The sequence below is a fragment of the Pseudomonas sp. NFACC02 genome, from assembly GCF_900110765.1.
Lineage (GTDB): Bacteria > Pseudomonadota > Gammaproteobacteria > Pseudomonadales > Pseudomonadaceae > Aquipseudomonas.
In genome coordinates this window covers 166,200-184,184 of the sequence record NZ_FOEO01000003.1, presented here as the reverse complement: position 1 = coordinate 184,184, position 17,985 = coordinate 166,200, and the positions used below count along the sequence as shown (strand labels likewise).

Annotated in this window: 15 protein-coding genes and 1 pseudogene; 11 read left to right on the top strand and 5 right to left on the bottom strand. The window is 58.6% G+C overall.

What is annotated here, in order from left to right; genetic code table 11:
- Nucleotides 1–293 precede the first annotated feature (293 nt).
- The 9 genes from BMY73_RS04580 to BMY73_RS04545 all read left to right on the top strand — a co-directional run bounded on the left by BMY73_RS04580 (nucleotide 294) and on the right by BMY73_RS04545 (nucleotide 10,387).
- On the top strand, nucleotides 294–830 hold the full coding sequence (locus BMY73_RS04580) for a carboxymuconolactone decarboxylase family protein (protein WP_092405333.1): 537 nt from the start codon (nucleotides 294–296) through the stop codon (nucleotides 828–830).
- A gap of 36 nt (nucleotides 831–866) precedes the next feature.
- Nucleotides 867–1,655 (top strand): alpha/beta fold hydrolase, encoded by a 789-nt coding sequence (locus BMY73_RS04575; protein WP_092405331.1) that lies wholly within the window; start codon nucleotides 867–869, stop codon nucleotides 1,653–1,655.
- Between the two features lie 74 nt (nucleotides 1,656–1,729).
- Nucleotides 1,730–3,355 carry a PAS domain-containing sensor histidine kinase gene (locus tag BMY73_RS04570; RefSeq protein ID WP_092405329.1) on the top strand — a complete coding sequence of 542 codons (1,626 nt, stop codon included), beginning with the start codon at nucleotides 1,730–1,732 and terminating at the stop codon, nucleotides 3,353–3,355.
- Between the two features lie 113 nt (nucleotides 3,356–3,468).
- Entirely contained in the window at nucleotides 3,469–3,921 is a 453-nt protein-coding gene (locus tag BMY73_RS04565; RefSeq protein WP_062382224.1) for a (2Fe-2S)-binding protein, read from the top strand.
- 10 nt (nucleotides 3,922–3,931) lie between these two features.
- Nucleotides 3,932–6,124, top strand: coding sequence for a xanthine dehydrogenase family protein molybdopterin-binding subunit (locus tag BMY73_RS04560; protein ID WP_092405493.1), 2,193 nt, complete (start codon nucleotides 3,932–3,934; stop codon nucleotides 6,122–6,124).
- Nucleotides 6,125–6,134: 10 nt separating this feature from the next.
- Nucleotides 6,135–7,352 (top strand): cytochrome c, encoded by a 1,218-nt coding sequence (locus tag BMY73_RS04555; RefSeq protein WP_092405327.1) that lies wholly within the window; start codon nucleotides 6,135–6,137, stop codon nucleotides 7,350–7,352.
- Between the two features lie 260 nt (nucleotides 7,353–7,612).
- Nucleotides 7,613–8,656, top strand: a complete 1,044-nt coding sequence (locus BMY73_RS04550; protein ID WP_092405325.1) for a helix-turn-helix domain-containing protein — start codon at nucleotides 7,613–7,615, stop codon at nucleotides 8,654–8,656.
- Nucleotides 8,657–8,885: 229 nt separating this feature from the next.
- Nucleotides 8,886–9,377: a hypothetical protein gene (locus BMY73_RS27825; RefSeq protein ID WP_062382222.1), complete on the top strand. Its 492-nt coding sequence runs from the start codon at nucleotides 8,886–8,888 to the stop codon at nucleotides 9,375–9,377.
- Nucleotides 9,378–9,760: 383 nt separating this feature from the next.
- Nucleotides 9,761–10,387, top strand: coding sequence for a LysE family translocator (locus BMY73_RS04545; protein WP_062382359.1), 627 nt, complete (start codon nucleotides 9,761–9,763; stop codon nucleotides 10,385–10,387).
- 172 nt (nucleotides 10,388–10,559) lie between these two features.
- On the opposite strand, the pseudogene BMY73_RS28490 reads toward BMY73_RS04545, so the two are convergent.
- The 4 genes and pseudogenes from BMY73_RS28490 to BMY73_RS04525 form a co-directional block, all read right to left on the bottom strand.
- Nucleotides 10,560–10,661 (bottom strand): annotated as a pseudogene (locus tag BMY73_RS28490) (transketolase); the annotation flags it as partial.
- 13 nt (nucleotides 10,662–10,674) lie between these two features.
- Nucleotides 10,675–11,076, bottom strand: coding sequence for a nuclear transport factor 2 family protein (locus BMY73_RS04535; RefSeq protein ID WP_092405323.1), 402 nt, complete (start codon nucleotides 11,074–11,076; stop codon nucleotides 10,675–10,677).
- Complete coding sequence (locus BMY73_RS04530; RefSeq protein WP_092405491.1) at nucleotides 11,073–12,062, bottom strand: quinone oxidoreductase family protein; 990 nt, start codon at nucleotides 12,060–12,062, stop codon at nucleotides 11,073–11,075. Before BMY73_RS04530 ends, BMY73_RS04535 begins: the two co-directional genes overlap by 4 nt.
- Before the next feature lie 111 nt (nucleotides 12,063–12,173).
- A complete protein-coding gene (locus tag BMY73_RS04525; protein ID WP_062382219.1) occupies nucleotides 12,174–12,923 on the bottom strand; it encodes an SDR family NAD(P)-dependent oxidoreductase in 750 nt (249 codons plus the stop codon).
- Nucleotides 12,924–13,083: 160 nt separating this feature from the next.
- Here BMY73_RS04525 and BMY73_RS04520 point away from each other — a divergent pair, with 160 nt between their 5' ends.
- Both BMY73_RS04520 and BMY73_RS04515 read left to right on the top strand, forming a co-directional pair.
- Nucleotides 13,084–13,989, top strand: coding sequence for a LysR family transcriptional regulator (locus BMY73_RS04520; RefSeq protein WP_092405321.1), 906 nt, complete (start codon nucleotides 13,084–13,086; stop codon nucleotides 13,987–13,989).
- Nucleotides 13,990–14,204: 215 nt separating this feature from the next.
- A complete protein-coding gene (locus BMY73_RS04515) occupies nucleotides 14,205–16,613 on the top strand; it encodes a glucose/quinate/shikimate family membrane-bound PQQ-dependent dehydrogenase (RefSeq protein WP_092405319.1) in 2,409 nt (802 codons plus the stop codon).
- 145 nt (nucleotides 16,614–16,758) lie between these two features.
- Here the strand turns inward: BMY73_RS04515 and BMY73_RS04510 are convergent, their stop codons facing one another.
- Nucleotides 16,759–17,880, bottom strand: a complete 1,122-nt coding sequence (locus tag BMY73_RS04510) for a mechanosensitive ion channel family protein (RefSeq protein WP_092405317.1) — start codon at nucleotides 17,878–17,880, stop codon at nucleotides 16,759–16,761.
- Between the last annotated feature and the right edge of the window lie 105 nt (nucleotides 17,881–17,985).

Below are 17,985 nucleotides of genomic sequence, written 5' to 3'. Positions count from 1 at the left end.
ATAACTTACACACTGCGCACCAAAGTCTTGGTCAAGCCTCCAAGTTGATCGCTGTAATAACAGTGGACCGATAACGCCGACAGGGAGATCGCCCCTGCGCTTCAATCGTGCGGTATTTAAAGTCTTCAATAACAAAGAGCAACCGCCATGACTGAACAAAACGGTAGTTGCATCTAAACGCTTCAAATCGCTGAGGGCGGCGTCCAGGCGAACGCCCGGACGCCGACGCTCGCGGATCACCGCAAGGCAACTCGGCCTTGAAACCCGCTGACCTTCAAATCTGGAGATTCACCATGGCACGTTTCATCTCGGTTCCCGCAGGACAAGCCACTGGCGCAACGGCAGACATCTATGCAGGCATCCAAAAATCGTTGGGTAAGGTCCCCAACGCTTACGCCACCCTCGCGACCCTGGCCCCTGCCGCGCTCCAGGCGATGCTCGCCGCCGATAAAGTGCTCTCCGGTGGTCCTTTGAGCAAGCCCGACCAGGAAACCATCAAGCTGGTGATCAGCGAACTGGCGGGCTGTGACTACTGCGTGGCCGCCCACAGCATGGTCGGCAAAATGGTGGGACTCAACGTCGAGACCATGCACCACATTCGTGAGGGCCATGCGACCGGGAACGCCAAACGGGATGCCCTCGTGGCGTTCGTACGCCATCTGGCGCTCAACCCCGGCACACTACCCGACGCCCAGGTGCAGACGCTGCAGGACGCTGGCTACAGCGGGGAGGACATCGTTCATATTGGGCTGGCGATCGCCGTGATCACCTTCACCAACGTGTTCAATCGCGTCAACGACACCACAGTCGATTTTCCCAAGCCCGAGTAACCGCCTGAGCGGTATCACGCCTCAAGGACTCAGCCCATGCGAACGTTCCAGCCCCCTGTGTTGAAGGATCCCGCCCTCGAAGCGGCATGCAGGGCATTCGCCATCCCGGACCGCGTCCCGGCCACTGCACAGGAAGTGACGTTTCTCGCCAACGCGGCACGTTCCCGGCTCAGTGTCGATGCGCAAGACATCGTCTACTGGACCTTTGGAACGGGCCCCTGCGTCCTGCTCGTGCATGGCTGGTGCAGCCGGGGTTCTCATCTCATGGGTTTTGTAGAACCCTTGGTGGGGAAAGGGTTCTCTGTGGTCTTGTTCGATGCGCCCGCTCACGGTGACTCCGGGGGCGTGGTATCGAGCATGATTCATGCGGGGCAGGCCGTTCTGGCGCTTGCCCGGACGCTGGGCGACGTCCACGCGCTCATTAGCCACTCAGGCGGGTCTACGGCTGCTCTATGGGCATTGGCGAATGGTTTGTCGGTGGAAAAAAGTGTGCACATTGCCGGTCCGTCCTCGGTGAAGCAGGTCGTGATCGACAGCGCCCATGCGCACGGCCTTGGTCCCAACGAAGCCCAAGCGTTCGAACGCTGGGTGGAAGGGTTTACAAGCATCCAGCTTGATTCTGCAGATCTACAGGCCCTGACCTCAGGCCTTGGTCATCAGGGACTGATCGTTCATGACGCGGGCGACCGCATCGTGAACCTCTCACAGTCCCAAGCGCTGCATGGCGCATGGACGAGCTCAACGCTGGTCATTACCGACGGGTTCGGGCACCGCAGAATACTCAACGCTCCCCAGACCCTCACCGCCATTGCCGGTTTCCTGTAATTGAGCGTTAACCTTGTATCCACTTTGCAGAAAGTGGCCCTCCGTCAACCTGACAGCCAATCGAGGGCGCCCGAATGAGTCCACCGATCACACCCGCCGAGGCCGAGGTCTTCGAGCGTTTTCACGACGCCGTTTTCGTGCGCGACATGGAAGGAAACATCCGTTTCTGGAATTGCGCATCCGCCAAGCTATATGGATGGCCCTCCTGCACAGCGTTAGGCGCTCACGCTCGCACGCTGCTTCAATGCAGACATGAAAAAGAACATTACGACGCCGTTCATGCCCGGCTGCTGGCTGACGGCTATTGGGAAGGGGAACTTTCCCGGCTGACCGGAACGGGCATCCGCCGTCTAGTGAATGCGCGCTGGTCCCTGCGCAGGGACGCGTCGGGTCAGCCCATCGGTGTTCTGGAAACCGGCTATGACATTTCCTCGGCAAAAGAGACCGAACGGCATCTGAAAGCCAGCGAATACCGTTACCGCAATCTGTTCCAGGCCATGGCCGCGTCGTTCTGGGAGCTCGATTTCACAGCAGTCGGCCCCAAGATCCGGGCATTACTCGACGCCGGTGTTCACGATCTGGAAGCGCACTTCCTTGCGCACCCGGAAGTCGTTCGCGACTTCATGCAAAGCACCCAGGTCGTCGACTTGAACGATCACAGCGTCCGGCTGTTTGGCCGCGGCGATCGCACCGAGATGTTGGGGAACATTGATCGCTACTGGCCCGACGAGAGCATCCAGGTCTACGCTCGCTGCGTCGTGAAATCGCTGGCCGGACAGCCCGACAACATAGAAGTCACGCGCATGAGGACGCTCGAGGGAAAAGAGTTCGAGTGCCTGTTCACGGCCTGTTTTTCCAAAGAAAACATTGCTCGCGGCGTGATTCTGATCGGCATCATTGACCTGTCCGAGCTGGTGGAGGCGCGCCACGCGCTTGAGATCATGCAGACAGAACTGGCGCATGTGGCACGCGTTTCTATACTCGGCGAATTGAGCGCGTCCATCACACACGAGATCAATCAGCCACTGACCTCGATTTCGACCTATGCGCAGGCCGGATTACGCTGGCTGCAACGCCCGGAGCCTGATCTGCGAGAGGTCGAGAACGCGTTGGTGCAGATCGTTGACGAAGCTCAGCGCACCGACGACGTGATCACGCGGATTCGCAGCATGGCGCTGCGTCGGCCTGCTCAGGAGCGAGATCTGGCCTTGAACGAAGTGATTCAGGATTCGCTTAAGTTCACGGACCATGAACTGCGAAAGAACTCGGTGCGGCTGACGACGGATCTGGCGACATCGTTACCGCCGGTACGCGCTGACCGCGTATTGATGCAGCAAGTGATCGTCAATCTGGTGATGAACGCCGCGCAAGCCATGGCCTGCGCAAACTCATCGACGCGTGAGCTGACGGTCAGAAGCGCGCTTCTGGATGCCCGCGAAGTCCGGCTTGAAGTGCTGGACAGCGGACCCGGCATTGCACCCGGGCTTGAGGGGAAACTGTTTGACAGCTTTTTCACCACCAAGGCAACAGGCATGGGCATGGGGCTGCCTATCTGTCGGTCGATCATCGAGGCCGCAGGTGGGGTGATTCAACTTGCAAATAGGGATGACGGCAAGGGGGGCGCAAGGGTAGCCTTCACATTGCCCGCGTTGCCGCAATCGAACGCTCTCGGTCGCGGGTTTCCACACGCACCATCATAAAAGAGCGCCCTGGTCGATGACACAGGGCGACGTCGAATAAACCGAGCTTTGAGCCCATGCCGGAATCAGCATTCCGGCATGAGCGTCCACCGTGATGAACCTCAGAGGTTGCAATGCAAAAACTGATGATTAATGGCGTAGAGCATCAGCTGGATGTCCCCGATGACATGCCACTGCTCTGGGTCTTGCGAGATGTCATGGGACTGACCGGAACCAAATACGGCTGTGGCATCGCCCAATGCGGCGTGTGTACCGTGCATCTGGACGGCCATGCGACGCGGTCCTGCGTCTTGCCCGTCAGCGCGGTGGCCGGTCGACAGATCACCACCATCGAAGGCGTAGGCGAACAGCCGGTCGGCCAGGCCGTACAGAAAGCCTGGCTGGAGCACGAGGTGGTGCAATGCGGTTACTGCCAGTCGGGACAGATCATGTCCGCCGTGGCCCTGTTGACCGAACATCCCAAGGCCAGCGATGAGCAAATCGTCGATGCCATGTCTGGCAACCTGTGCCGTTGCGCGACGTATACGCGTATCCGCGCTGCCATTAAAAGCGTCAGCCAGGCATGAGGGAATGACCATGTCCGACCATCAAACGTCCCCTACCCTGCTCTCACGCCGTGGCCTGCTCAAAGGCGGTGCTGCCTTGAGCGGTCTGATCATCAGCGCCTATTTGCCCCCGATGGTATCGCGCAGCTTCGCGGCGGACGTCGTCAAGGGCGCGAACCTGGGCGACAACGCGGAAAAAGGCTACGGTGCGTTCGTTCGCATCGACCACTCCGGCGCGGTCACTGTTATCTCGCCGAAGATTGAAATGGGGCAAGGGGTTCAGACCGGCATCGCCATGATGGTGGCCGAAGAGCTCGAAGTCCCTCTGAGCCAGGTCACCATCGCCGAAGCGCCGCCGAATGCGGCGTTGTATACCGACCCGCTCCTGACGTTCCAGGCCACCGGGGGTTCAACCTCGACGCGTTACACCTGGGAGCCGTTGCGCAAGGCCGGGGCTGGCGCGCGCATGGTGCTGATTCAGGCCGCTGCGTTGCGCTGGAAAGTGGCCCCGAGTCAGTGCCGTGCTGAAAACGGCCGGGTCTTGGGCCCGAATAATCAAAGCGCTGGCTACGGTGAGCTGGTCGATGCCGCGGCGTCCCTTCCGCTGCCGACCGACATTCCCCTCAAGCCCGTCAGTGCCTTTACGCTGCTGGGCAAACCCGTGCAGCGTCTGGACACGCCGCACAAGGTCAACGGAAGCGCGAAATTCACGATTGATCTGCAAGTGCCCGGCATGCTGATCGCCTCCACCCGGACATGCCCTGTCTCGGGCGGCACGCTGCGCGGTCTCAAAAACAAAGCCGCCGCCAAGGCCGTCGCCGGCGTTCGAGACATCGTGCGCCTGAACAACGCCGTCGCGGTCACCGCCACGAACTTCTGGGCCTGCCAGCAAGCGCTCAACGCCCTGGACATCGAATGGGACATGGGCCCTCACGCAGGTCTCGATTCGGCGCAACTGGATAAATCCCTGTTCGACGCCAGCGCGGGGGACGGTGTTTTTGCGCACCAGGCAGGCGACATCGCCAGCGCGCTGAAAAATGCGCCCAGCCGTTTTGAAGCGATCTACGAGCAGCCCTTCCTCTCGCATTCCCCGCTTGAGCCGATGACCTGCGTCGCCCATGTCAGACCCGATGAATGCGAACTGTGGGTCGGCTGCCAGGCACCCGGCCTGGCCCAGATGGGCGCCGCGAAAGTCTGCGGACTGCCCGTTGAAAAGGTCGTGATCCACAACCAGTTGATCGGCGGGGGCTTTGGCCGGCGCCTGGAGTCCGACTTCATTTTTCAAGCGGTGGATATCGCCCGCCAGCTCAGCTACCCGATCAAACTGGTCTGGAGCCGCGAAGAGGACATGACCCACGACCGCTATCGCCCGCACTATGTCGATCGCCTGAATGCCGCCCTGGACAAGGACCTGCGCCCCGTCGGATGGGAACATCGCATCGCGGGCGCGTCGGTCGTGGCGGCCTACCTCGGTGCTCTGCCCGCCGATGGCGTCGACTTTGACGCTGTCGAAGTCGCCAAAGACCCGATCTACACGCTGAAGGATCTGCAGGTTCGCTACATACGGCACGACCCCGAGGTCATCCCGGTCTCCTGGTGGCGCGGCGTAGGCCCCCTTCGCAGTACGTATGCGGTGGAATGCTTTATCGACGAATTGGCCCACAATGCCAAAGCCGACCCTGTGGATTATCGACTTGGCCTGATGCAATCGCAGCCCCGAGCCCAGGCCGTGTTGCGCAAAGCGGCGCAAATCTCCGGCTGGGACACGTCCCTGCCTGCCGGCTCTGGTCGTGGCGTGGCGGTGTCCTCAGTGTTTGGCAGCGCTGTCGCCACCGTGGTCGAGCTTGAGAAACACGGCGAGAAAGGCCTGCGCATCAAACGCCTGGTGACGGTGATCGACTGCGGGTTTGCCAACAACCCGACCTCCGTGGCTTCGCAGATGGAGGGCGGCACCCTGTTCGGCCTGTCGGCTGCGTTATTCAATGAAATTCTGATTGAGAACGGCCAGGTTCAGCAGACCAACTTCCACCAGTACCGACAAATCCGCATGAGCGACGCGCCCCCGGTCGAAGTGCATATCATCGACAGCGTCGAGAGCCCCGGTGGCGTAGGTGAAACGGGAGCAGTTCCGGCGGCGGCAGCGCTGGTCAATGCGCTTTACGCCGCGACAGGCGTACGCGAACGCCGCCTGCCATTGAGCCGCTCGGGCTATTTCACTGTTTAAGGAGTGCACCATGAAATTTTTCCATCATGCACTCGGGCTTGTGGCCGGTTGCTTGACCCTGAGCGTTTATGCGAGTGAAACGGCAACCCTGAGCAAGGGCGAATACCTGACACGGGCGGCCGATTGCATGGCCTGCCATGTCACCCCCGGCGGTAAACCTTTTGCCGGGGGGCTTGAGTTCAAGTTGCCGTTCGGCAGCATCTATTCACCCAACATCACGCCGGACAAAGAAACCGGCATCGGTAACTGGACCGACGACGAGTTCGTCAGTGCTTTGCAAAAAGGTGTCGGCAAGGATGGCAAACACTACTACCCGGCATTCCCGTACACCTCCTACACCCTGATGTCGCGCGATGACATTCTGGCGATCAAGGGCTACCTCTTCAGCCTTGAGCCAGTGAAGCAAGTTCCGCCCGAGAACACCGTGTCCTTTCCGTTCAACCAGCGGTGGGGAATGATGTTCTGGAACGCGGTCTTTGCTTCCAATGAGCGCTTCACGCCCGACAGCAAGCAAACCGCTGAATGGAACCGGGGCGCCTACCTGGTTCAGGGGCCGGGCCACTGCGGCGAGTGTCACACCCCCCGCAACCTCTTTCAGGCGATGAGCTCGGGACGGCCGCTGGCGGGCGCCGAGCTGGGGAACTGGCAGGCCTACAACATCAGTTCCGATGTGCAGCACGGCATTGGCGCATGGCCGGAAGACGCCCTTGTCAGCTACCTCTCCAACGGCTACGCGCCGGGCTTCGGTGGCGCTGGCGGACCGATGGCCGACGCGGTGGAGCACAGCCTGCGTTATCTGACCCCGGAAGACCTCAAGGCCATCGCGGTTTACCTCAAGAGCACGCCTGCCCAAGCGGAAGGGATCACACGGCCATCGATGGTCATGAACGATGCGGCGCTGCAAAAAGGTCTCGGTCTGAAGCTGTTCAATGACAGCTGCGTCGCCTGTCACCAGCTCGATGGCAGCGGACGGCAATCACCGGCAGGTGGTTTGGCGGGCCTGAAGACCGTCAACGATCCTACGGGCAAAAACCTCATCGCCACCCTGCTGGAAGGCCACACACCGAAGGCGATGCGGGTGGACCAGCGAATGCCCGACTTTGCCGGCAGCTACTCCAACGAGGAACTGGCTGCGGTGAGCACGTTCGTGCTGCGACGGTTCGGCCAGTCCCAAGGACAGGTCAAACCGGAAGACATCGATAAAAGTCGCTCCAGCGCACTGCACTGATCGGTGCTTCACTGGATTCCCCCGGCAGGTGACTGCCGGGGGTTTTTGGCTTGTCGCAGAAAGCGTCATCGCCCGGTGCGACTCACGGGCAGCCCTGCCGATTCATTCCGGCATTGCTTGACCTTGAGACGTCCAGACCGGGGCACCCATGTTGCCCGCCGCTCGGCACGGCACCGTCGTTCTTCCTGAAGCACGCGCAGTGGAACTATTTTTAGAAGTCCGCGAAACTGGGGTGCCGCTTTCCATGAGGTCGTTAAATCATGAGGAACCCGATTTTTTCGTTCAGTACTCAAGCGTTTCCACAAAGGTCGCGTTTTGAAGCCTGGCGGGATGAGGTGAGCGCTCTCTTTGACATAAACATCAGCAAATCTGCCGCCCTGGCGTTCAACTACCGTTTAGCCACCTGCTATATCGGTGATCTGTTGATGGGCTGTGGTACATGGGAGGGCCAAGGCGCCCCCGTGCAATATGAAGTGAAACGATCCCGACAGATGATTCGCAGCGATCATCTGGACCATTACTACATTTGCCTGGGCATTTCCCATTCCATCCATGGCACCGCCGGCCGAGCACATCTGGCGACCGAGAGTTCCGATATCTACGTGCTCGACCTGGCACGTGAACTTGAAAGTGTGATCGTCGCAGGCGATACGATAATTCTTACGATTCCTCGCGATGTTTTGAGTGCTCGGCTAGGTCACAAAGACTTGCATGGGCATGTGGTCAGAGGTGCGCTGGGCGGCTTACTGGCCGACCATATGCGCGCATTGAAACGCCAGATATCCAATCTGGGTATTGATGAAGTTCCTCATGTCTATCAGGCGACGCTAGCGATGGTTGCCGCTGCGTTGGCACCCGGCGCGTCAACTCTTCAAAGCGCCGAGCCACACATCGATCAATCTTTGCTTAATCGCGCCCGACATTTGATTGAACAGCAATTGACGTCACCTGATCTTTCTGCGGCCTCGTTGGCTCATCAATTGGGCTTGTCGCGTGCCCGGCTGTATCGGCTCTTTGCACATGAATCAGGGGTGGCGGGTTACATTCAGTCTCGACGGCTCATCAGGGCCAATGAACAGCTTCAAAGCGAAACAGGAAACCGACAGCGTATTTCCAGTCTGGCATTTCAGCTCGGGTTCAAAAGTGATGCGCATTTCAGCCGGGTGTTCAAGGCCAGATTCGGTTATTCACCCAGCGAAGCACGCGACCGCGCGGTGGATCAACCTCAGGGTGAAATCAAAGCGGGTGATATGCACACCGGGTTCTCTCTCAAGAAAATACTTGATCAGATCAACTCGAACTGAGACGCACAGGCAAAACATTGAGACGCCTGGGCAAGCGAATTTTTCTAGACACTCACGACCCGCTTTATAATCGGCACAGTGTGATCACTCACTGCTCGGAGAGGGCTAGACTGGCTCAACGTGCTGCAAACCGTTCAATACCCGCCCCCAAAGTTGTTGAGTGAGGCCGCCATAAAGGTGTAACACTCAGCCTGCTGCATTGTTATGAAAAAATTAAAGGACTGGTTAAATGAAGCACAACAATATCAGTGTAGTTATTGGTTTTGCGATTTTTCTTGCAGGGTGCAACGGAACGTCACCTTCGTTATTTGGAGGCGCTTCCACCAACAGTAATTGCTATGACTCCCAATATGCCAAATCTCACATCATCGTTGGGAAGACTTCTTCGGCCGACGTGATTTCAATGTGCGGAGACACAAAATACAAGTCCGTATCATCGGACGGTAGCGAAGCATGGACCTATCGGGAAAGTGACCAAAATAGCGGGTATGATCCCATTAACTCAATGCTGGTCAAAGGTTTTGACAGGGTTCAGAGCGCAATGGGTTCGAGCAGTGTTGCCAGCCAGGTGGGCAGCGAATTCTCGAAAGCCAATGATGGAAACCCAAACTCTGTAACTGCGGCTAACGCTTTAACAGGCAAGAGTAATAAGCGATTAGGGTACAGCAACTTTTACTTCAAAAACGGGGTAGTGAGCTCGTACAGCATTAGCCGAAACTGACTAATCGGTAATGTTTTATTGGAAATGACGTCTTGGCGGCTGGGCATCACAGGTTGCGCGACGTCCCTCAGTTATGCGGTGGCGAATCTGTAACTGCCCTCGACCCCTGCGTTGGCAGGGGTGTGGAATCGTCCTTCAGACATACATCTTGATCCTGCTGACCGGGCCTTGTCGACGGGGTAAAAGCACGATCAAAGCTGCTTTTCACTCGGGAACACCCCGAAGAATCCTGTTGGCGTTTCCACGGACCCTGGGCATTTCCGCGACCGCAGCAGTTAATGTTTCCTGGAATCGACTGTTGCTATTAGATTAACGCTGACTGTAACTACCTCAATAACAATCGTTGGCTTACCGTCGTCGCTCAGTCCTTGGGAGTAATGACCGTGCCAGATGCAGCCAGTGTCTATCTGTTCGTTGCCGCCGCCGTACTTTTGTTGATCGTTCCGGGACCGAACATGGCTTTTGTGGCGAGTCATGCATTGGCCGACGGTCGGCTTGCGGGATTCGCTGCCGCTCTGGGGATTTTTTTCTCTGACGTGCTGATGACGGCTGTGGTCAGCGCAGGTATTGGTGCAATGGTAATGAGCTGGGCACCTGCGTTTGAAGTACTACGCTTGGCCGGGGCGTTTTACCTCATATGGATCGCGTGGCAAGCGTTAAAAACGCCAGCAGTGCCTCAGGGTGCTCAACCTCAGTTGGTTTCGTTGTGGAAAATTTTTACGCGAGGCACCCTCAACAGCCTGTTGAACCCTAAGGGGTTACTGTTCTTTATGGTATTCCTGCCTCAATTCGTCACAACTGCTGGCGATGTCACCTTTCAATTAATGTTCTTTGGATCGCTGCTTGCGCTGATCGCGCTCATCTTCCATACCGTACTTGGGATGTGTGCCGGGCAGTTAAAAGGGAAACTGGGCAGCGGCAAGATATCCAGGCGTCTGGGAACTTATGGTTTTGCTGCGGTAATGGCAGCGTTAGCGGCACGCTTGTTATTTCTGGACCGCCCGCTTTGACACAATGCGGGAGAGATCGAGGGGTGCCTTCTGCTGGAGTCTTTTTGAATGACTCTGGCGGAAAGCCAGACGGCATACCTCGTTCGAACACGACCCCGAACTCAACCTCACGCCCCCGCCTTATCGGATTCAACCCTCCACTCGCACTGTATGCTCAATGGAGGCGGGCAACCTAGCTCAGCCACGCATTTATCCGGGCACCCGTCGCATCGGTGGAGATACCGTAGCGGTCATGCCCGGCGGCCAGCGCACCGGCGTCCGGAAACGCATCCGGGTCACGACGTCGTCTAGCCTTGCGGTGCATCCAGCAACACCCACAGACGTTTGATCTTGCCGTCACTGACTTCCGCGACATCGACCCCGCTGACGATGACGGGCCCGTTGGCCGGGCCAGCGCGCCATTTCAGGTAGCCCATACCATGATGCCCGACCGCTGTGCCTTCAGCCACGAAAGAGAAATCAGCCCCGAATTGTTCCAGCAATGCGCCTGCAACGTTCGAGATCGCGGCCTGACCGGTAACGATGCCTGCCGGTTCGTACATCGTCGGCTCGGGAGAAAAGAGCTCATGGATCGCCGCACGCCGCTTTCCGTCCTCTCGCTCGTTGAATACCCGCTCCAGATTGGCGTTCAGCAGGGCATGGTAGTCAGGTTCGACGAGCGCTTTCGACGCTTCAGTTGGATAAGTCATGACATCACCTCGGGTGGCGTTGACAGGGGAATCAGCACAATAGACCCGGTATGCTTGCGCGCGGCGATGGCTTGATGCGCCACAGCCGCCTCTTCCAGCCGATAGCGAGAGAGCTCCAGATGGCCCAGCGCGCCTTCCCGGAAGCGCTCGAACAACTCGGATGCTGCCCTGTCCTGGTTCTGCGCGTTGACGTATTGCGGGGTCGAGGGCTGGACATAGCGAATGCCCCGCGCGCTCAGCAGCGCGGTGTCCGCAGTGGCGCCTCCCGAAGCGTTGCCGACGTGGATGAGATCGCCGCCGTCACGCAGCGCGCCGATTGAAGCATCCAGCGTCTGCCGACCGACGAGTTCGTACACCACGTCAACGCCCGTCCCGCCGTTTGCGGCTTTGATCCTCCCGGACAAATCCGGCTCATCCGAACGCACGACATGATCGAGTCCCCAGCCCTCGACAATGCGAGCCTTGCTGGCTGAGCCCACCGTGGCGATGACGGTGGCGCCAAGGGATTTCGCCCAACGTGCGAGCAGACTGCCGACGCCACCGGATGCGCCTTGAACAACAACGGTCTGGCCGGCCTGAACCTCATGAACCCGCGTGACCAGCGCCCAAGCCGTCAGTCCCTTCGACAAAAGCCCGGCAGCCTGCTCGCTGGAGATGTCGTCGGGGAGCCTGATCAGCGTGTCTGCGTCGATCACGCGACGGTCTGAGTAGGCGCCGAACGAGAAGAAATAACCCACACGATCGCCCACCTTCACATGCTGCACGCCGCGCCCGACAGCCTCGACGATGCCTGCCCCCTCCACCCCCATGCTGAATGGCAGTGGAACTTTGAACGTGCCATCCCTGAACATCGTGTCGACGAAATTCACGCCGATGGCTTCGTGGCGGATCAACACCTGCTCTCGGGAGAGAGACGCCAGTTCAAAGGTTTCAAGTTGAAGCACTGCGGGTGCGCCTTGCTGGTAAATCCGGATGCGTTGAGTCATGACGGCCTCGCCGATTGAAATGTACGGGGTGAAAAACCAAATTCCGCAGGTCAGCACTGCCGCGCGAACGGAGCGCGACGGTGCTGACCGGATCGCTGAATGTGAGGCCGCTCAGGCACTCTGGCCGCCATCGACGTTCAGTGTGGCGCCGGTGATATACGAAGCCTCGGGGCCTGCCAGGAAAGACACGGCAGCGGCGATGTCCTCTGGCTGTCCGTAACGACCGAGTGCTGCCAGGCCCGCAAGAAAAGGAGCATGGTCAGCGGTTTCAGGGTTCATCTCGGTGTTGATTGCACCCGGCTGGATGACGTTTACGGTGATGTTGCGAGGCCCCAGGTCTCGGGCCCAGCCACGGGTGTAAGCCGCCACGGCGGCTTTGGTCGCGACATAATCGGCAGCTCCGGGGAATGGCACATGGTCAGCGCCGGTCGTGCCCAGAGAAATGATTCGTCCACCGTCATTCATCAGGCCAACCGCCGTGCGCACAGCGGTCACAACGCCCCCGACGTTGACCGCTTGTTGACGGTCGAATGCAGCGATGTCAGCGTCGGGATCGCCAACCGGACCGGTGACGAAAACACCGGCACTGTTGATCAGGATGTCCAGACGTCCAAAGTGTTGATGAACCTGTCTGACCAGCGCCGTCACCTGAGCGGTATCCCCCTGGTCCGCCTGGATGGCCAGCGCCTGCACGCCATGACGCTCGATATCAGCGACCACGTTTTGCGCCTGCTCAGGGGATTTTGCGTAGCTGAATGCGACGTGGGCTCCGTCTGCCGCGAGACGTTTGGCGATAGCGGCACCAATGCCACGAGAGCCGCCCGTGACCAACGCTACTTTACCTTTCAGTTGCTGATTCATCTGTCTGATCTCGACTGGTTGCCAACCGGAATGGGTGGCTTCGTTTCGGTGAGATCAATTTAAGAGATAGCTAACGCGGGATAAATTAGCTAAACAGGACACCACTGTTCCTGAATACGGGCTAATGTCTGCAAGATTGATCTTGAGAGGCGAGTCATACGTGGACTATTTCACGGCAGTCAAAGCGTTTATCCAGGTGGTGGAAGCCGGAAGCTTCGTCAAAGCGGCGCAAACGCTGAACCTTCCACGCAATACCGTCACCAAACACATCCAGTCGCTGGAGAGTCATCTGCGGGTGAAGTTGCTGAACCGAACCACGCGACGCATTTCGTTGACCAACGATGGAACGGCCTATTACGAGCGCATGGTGCGTGTGGTGGATCAGTGGCTGGAAGCCGAGTCGGATCTGGTCAGCACTCAGGCACGTCCCCACGGTCGTTTGCGGGTAGACATGGGTTCGACCATGGCGACGATGCTGGTGTTGCCCGCCCTGCCGGACTTCCAGAAACGCTACCCTGAGCTGCAGTTGGATATCGGGGTGAGCGACAGGCCTGTCGACCTTTTGGGTGATCGGGTCGATTGCGTCATTCGCGGCGGCACCTTGAGTGATCCTTCGCTGATCGCAAGACGTCTGGGCAGCCTCGAATTCGTCACCTGCGCATCACCTGCATACCTTGCCGCCCACGGTACGCCGCTTCATCCATCCGATCTGGAAACGAACCATCAGATGGTTCGCTACTTTTTTGCCGGAACCCATCGGCGCTTACCCGTGGAATTTGTCAGAGGTGGGGAGCGCATCTCGGTGGACGCGAACTACTTCGTCTCGGTGAACGACTCCAACGCCCTGATCGCCGCCGCGCTGGCCGGTATGGGCGTATTACAGACGCTGATGTTCATGGCCGAACCGCATTTCAAATCCGGCGCCCTGGTTCAATTGCTGGAGGACTGGTCGCTGGAGCCAAATCCGATCTATATCGTTTACTCCCCCAATCGGCATCTCAGTGCACGTGTCAGGGTTTTCGCTGAGTGGCTCGTCGGGCTGTTCGAAGCCAAAGGATTGCGCTGAAAACGTGCACCTTGCACACAGCCTGAGCTCCTCTTCTGACGCCTGGATAAATGCTTGCCAGATGTCGGGGCATTCCTACGGATGCAAACTATCTCGCGGTCCAGTGACCGCTATCACTTGCCTTTTACAAGCGGTCAATCTCAACGCATCTCATGGCATGGTGAACCTGTAGGCCCGGCGCTAGTCCATGATGATGGACCAACGGGAAACCCACCATGAATCAACCATCGCATCGCTCGGCTTTACTGTTAATAACCTGCCTTATCGTCGCTGTATTCGCGCTTTTCCTGCTGATAGGCGGAGCGTGGCTCATGACACTCGGCGGCTCGATTTACTACGTTGTATCGGGAATCGTTCTCGGGATCGTCGCCATTCTGATGTGGCGGGGCTCAGCAGCGTCGATCTGGCTGTTCGGCTGTCTGATGCTCGTCACTGTGATCTGGGGCGTCTGGGAGGCCAATACCGACTTTTGGGCATTGGTGCCCCGGTTCGACATTCTTGGGCTGCTGGGCCTCTGGCTGCTGATACCGGCTGTGACGCGCGGCCTGCATGACCGGTTGAGGGCCAGCAAGACGTTCCTGTCGGCGACACTGGTGCTGGCCATTGCGGTGTTGGGGTACTCGATTTTCAATGACCCGCAGGAGATCAACGGCAGCCTCGCAACGACGCAACCGGCCCAGCATCAACCCGTCGAAGGCATCAACGCGGGTGACTGGCCCGCTTACGGACGCACCCAATCGGGGACGCGTTACTCGCCTCTGAACCAGATAAACGAAAAGAACGTCAAGGACCTGGAAGTCGCCTGGACTTTCAACAGCGGCGAATCGAAAACCGCGAACGATTCGGGTGAAACCACCAATGAATTAACGCCGATCAAGATCGGCGACAACATGTACATCTGTACGACGCACCAGATCCTGGTCGCGCTCGACCCTGCAACCGGCAAGGAAAAGTGGCGGTTTGATCCCAAGCTCAAATCCGACCCTTCCTTCCAGCATTTGACCTGCCGAGGCGTCGCGTACTTCGATCAAGCCGACACCGCGCAGTTTGCAAAAAGCCTGGCGAACGCGACGCCGGCTCAAACCGCCTGCCCGCGCAAGGTATTCCTGCCGGTCAATGATGGTCGTCTGTTCGCAATCAACGCGGATAACGGCAGTCGGTGCGCCGACTTTGCCGACAACGGCGAACTTGACCTCAAGCACATGCAGCCGTTCGCGTACCCGGGTGGCCTGGAGCCAACCTCTCCACCGGTCGTGACCGGAACCACGGTCATCATCGGTGGTTCAGTCACCGATAACCTGTCGGTGCATGAGCCTTCTGGCGCCATCCGGGGTTACGACGTCAACAGTGGCAAGCTCAAGTGGATTTTCGACACCGGCGCTGAAGATCCGAACGCCATGCCAGGTGAAGGCCAGACCCTCGTCAATAACTCGCCTAACGCGTGGGCTCCGCTGGCCTACGACGCGGCGACCGACGTGGTGTACGTACCCACCGGCAACCCGACACCCGACATCTGGGGCGGCAACCGCACGCCGGTCATGGAGCGTTACGCCAGTTCTATCGTCGCGCTGAACGGCTCGACCGGAAAACTGGTATGGAGTTTCCAGACGACTCACCACGACCTTTGGGATATGGACGTTCCTTCTCAGCCAACGCTGGCGGATGTGAAGACGAGCGCAGCGGCTGCGGTTCCAGCGGTGTATGTGCCGACCAAGGCAGGCAACCTCTTTGTGCTGGATCGTCGAGACGGTAAGCCCATCGTGCCCGTCAGTGAAATGCCGGTGCCAGCGGGCGAAGCCGCTCCAGGTGACCGGGTCAGTCCTACCCAACCTCGCTCCGACCTCAACCTGACCTCCATCCAGACCCTGACCGACAAAGACATGTGGGGCGCCACCATGTTCGACCAGATGGTCTGCCGGGTCATCTTCAAGCGCCTCTCTTATAACGGTCAGTACACACCGCCGTCGGAGAACGGAACCCTGGTCTTCCCTGGCAACCTGGGTGTGTTCGAATGGGGCGGGATCTCGGTCAATGCTGACCGTCAGGTTGCGCTGATGAACCCGATGGCCTTGCCGTTCGTGTCCAAGCTGATCCCTCGCGGTCCAAACAACCCGCTGTGGCCCAAGGAAGGCCTGACGGGCGCGGGTACCGGTACGGAAATGGGCATTCAGCCACAATACGGCGTCCCCTACGGCGTGGAAATCAACGCCTTCCTGTCGCCTCTGGGGCTGCCCTGCAAAGAGCCGGCCTGGGGCTATGTGGCCGGCGTGGACATGAGCACGCATCACGTGGTGTGGCGCAAACGCATCGGCACCATTCGGGACAGCCTCAAAGGGATTCAGCTGCCGCCGCTGAAGATCGGCGTACCAATGCTGGGCGGTCCGATCTCGACCGCGGGCAACGTCATGTTTATCGCCGGTACGCAGGATAATTATCTGCGCGCCTACAACGTCACCAACGGTGATTTGCTGTGGCAAGCCCGTTTGCCTGCGGGAGGGCAAGCGACGCCAATGACCTATGAAAGCAACGGTAAGCAGTACGTTGTGATCATGGCCGGAGGCCACGGGTCTTTCGGAACGAAGATGGGTGATTCCCTGATCGCCTACGCCCTGCCGTCAAAGTAGTCTCTAACGGGACAAGCCACGGAAAGAGAGCCCGATATGATCGGGCTCTTTTTTTGCTTTCTGCCTGGTTGATATCCGCATCGCGCGTTTTTTTCAAGGCAATTGCCATCGCGCTGACCTGCCACGCCCATCACCTTCTTCCGGGTCAGACATGTTGCGCACAAGACGGCTGCTGCGACCGGATAACTGCAGACTCGGGAACCGAAGCGACATGAATGGTGCGTGATGGAAAGGCGAAGTTGGCTTCAAGCTCGGCAACGGCATCCATAATGGCCAGGTTGATCCGCTGTTGAACGTCCATGTAGACGTTGTAGCTGGCGTCCTGAACGATATACACCGTCTCGAATTCGAGGGCGCTCTCACCGAAGCTTCTGAAATGGCAACGGTCGAACCTGGCCTTCTCTTCACGCTGGATGATCGCTTCGACCTGCCGGGTCACCTGCCTGATCTGCTCGGTTGAACAGTCATAGGTCAGACGAAATTCGAAGACGATCCGACGCTGTTGGAGCCGCTTGTAGTTCTGAATCGTGCTGCCGATCATGTCGGCATTGGCCATCACGATCTGCTCGCCCCCCAGACTTCTTATCCGGGTGGTCTTCAAACCGACGTGTTCCACAGTCCCGGCAAGCGAACCCACCACGATGAAATCGCCGACCTCAAAAGGCTTGTCGACGGCAATTGAAAGCGAGGCAAAAACATCGCCCAGAATATTCTGCACCGCGAGCGCTACTGCGATGCCGGCCACACCCAGGCTCGCGACGAAAGCAGTGATGTTGACGCCCACGTTCGACAGCATCGCCAGCAAGATCACTGCCCACAACAGCACTCTGGCGCCCCACAGACTGAGCGTCGCCAAGGCACTCGCCTGAAACGTTTCGGTAGTGCCATGCCGTGAAAAGTAACGATGCAGCGCAAGCGCCAAAGCCCGATGGGCCCACAGACCAACCTGCAATGCCGCCACCACGAACCAGAGACTGCTGACCCGGTTGAGCCAGCGTTCGGGCAAATCCAGAACGCCTAGACCGACCAGAATCGATGCAAGCAGCAACAACGTGTTACTGGTCGCTGAAAGGACTTCGCTCGCGATGTGGCTGAAATGGCCATTGCCTTGCGCGGCCCTCGCCTGGATTCTCTTGAAAACGAAGCGGATCGCCGTTCTTGCCAAGAGATAGCTGAGCGCAGATGCGCACACGGCAAGAATCCAGCTAGCGGGTGAAATTCCAAAAATTGCATACGTTGTTAAAAACTCTGTGAAACCCTCAGTCATCGAACCCTCCGTCGTAAAGCCTGTGACCGGACATGCCGTGAAAGGCATACCTGCCCAGCCCGTAAAACGCTGAGTCACCCGAAGCTTGCCTCAGCGGCGTGTCAG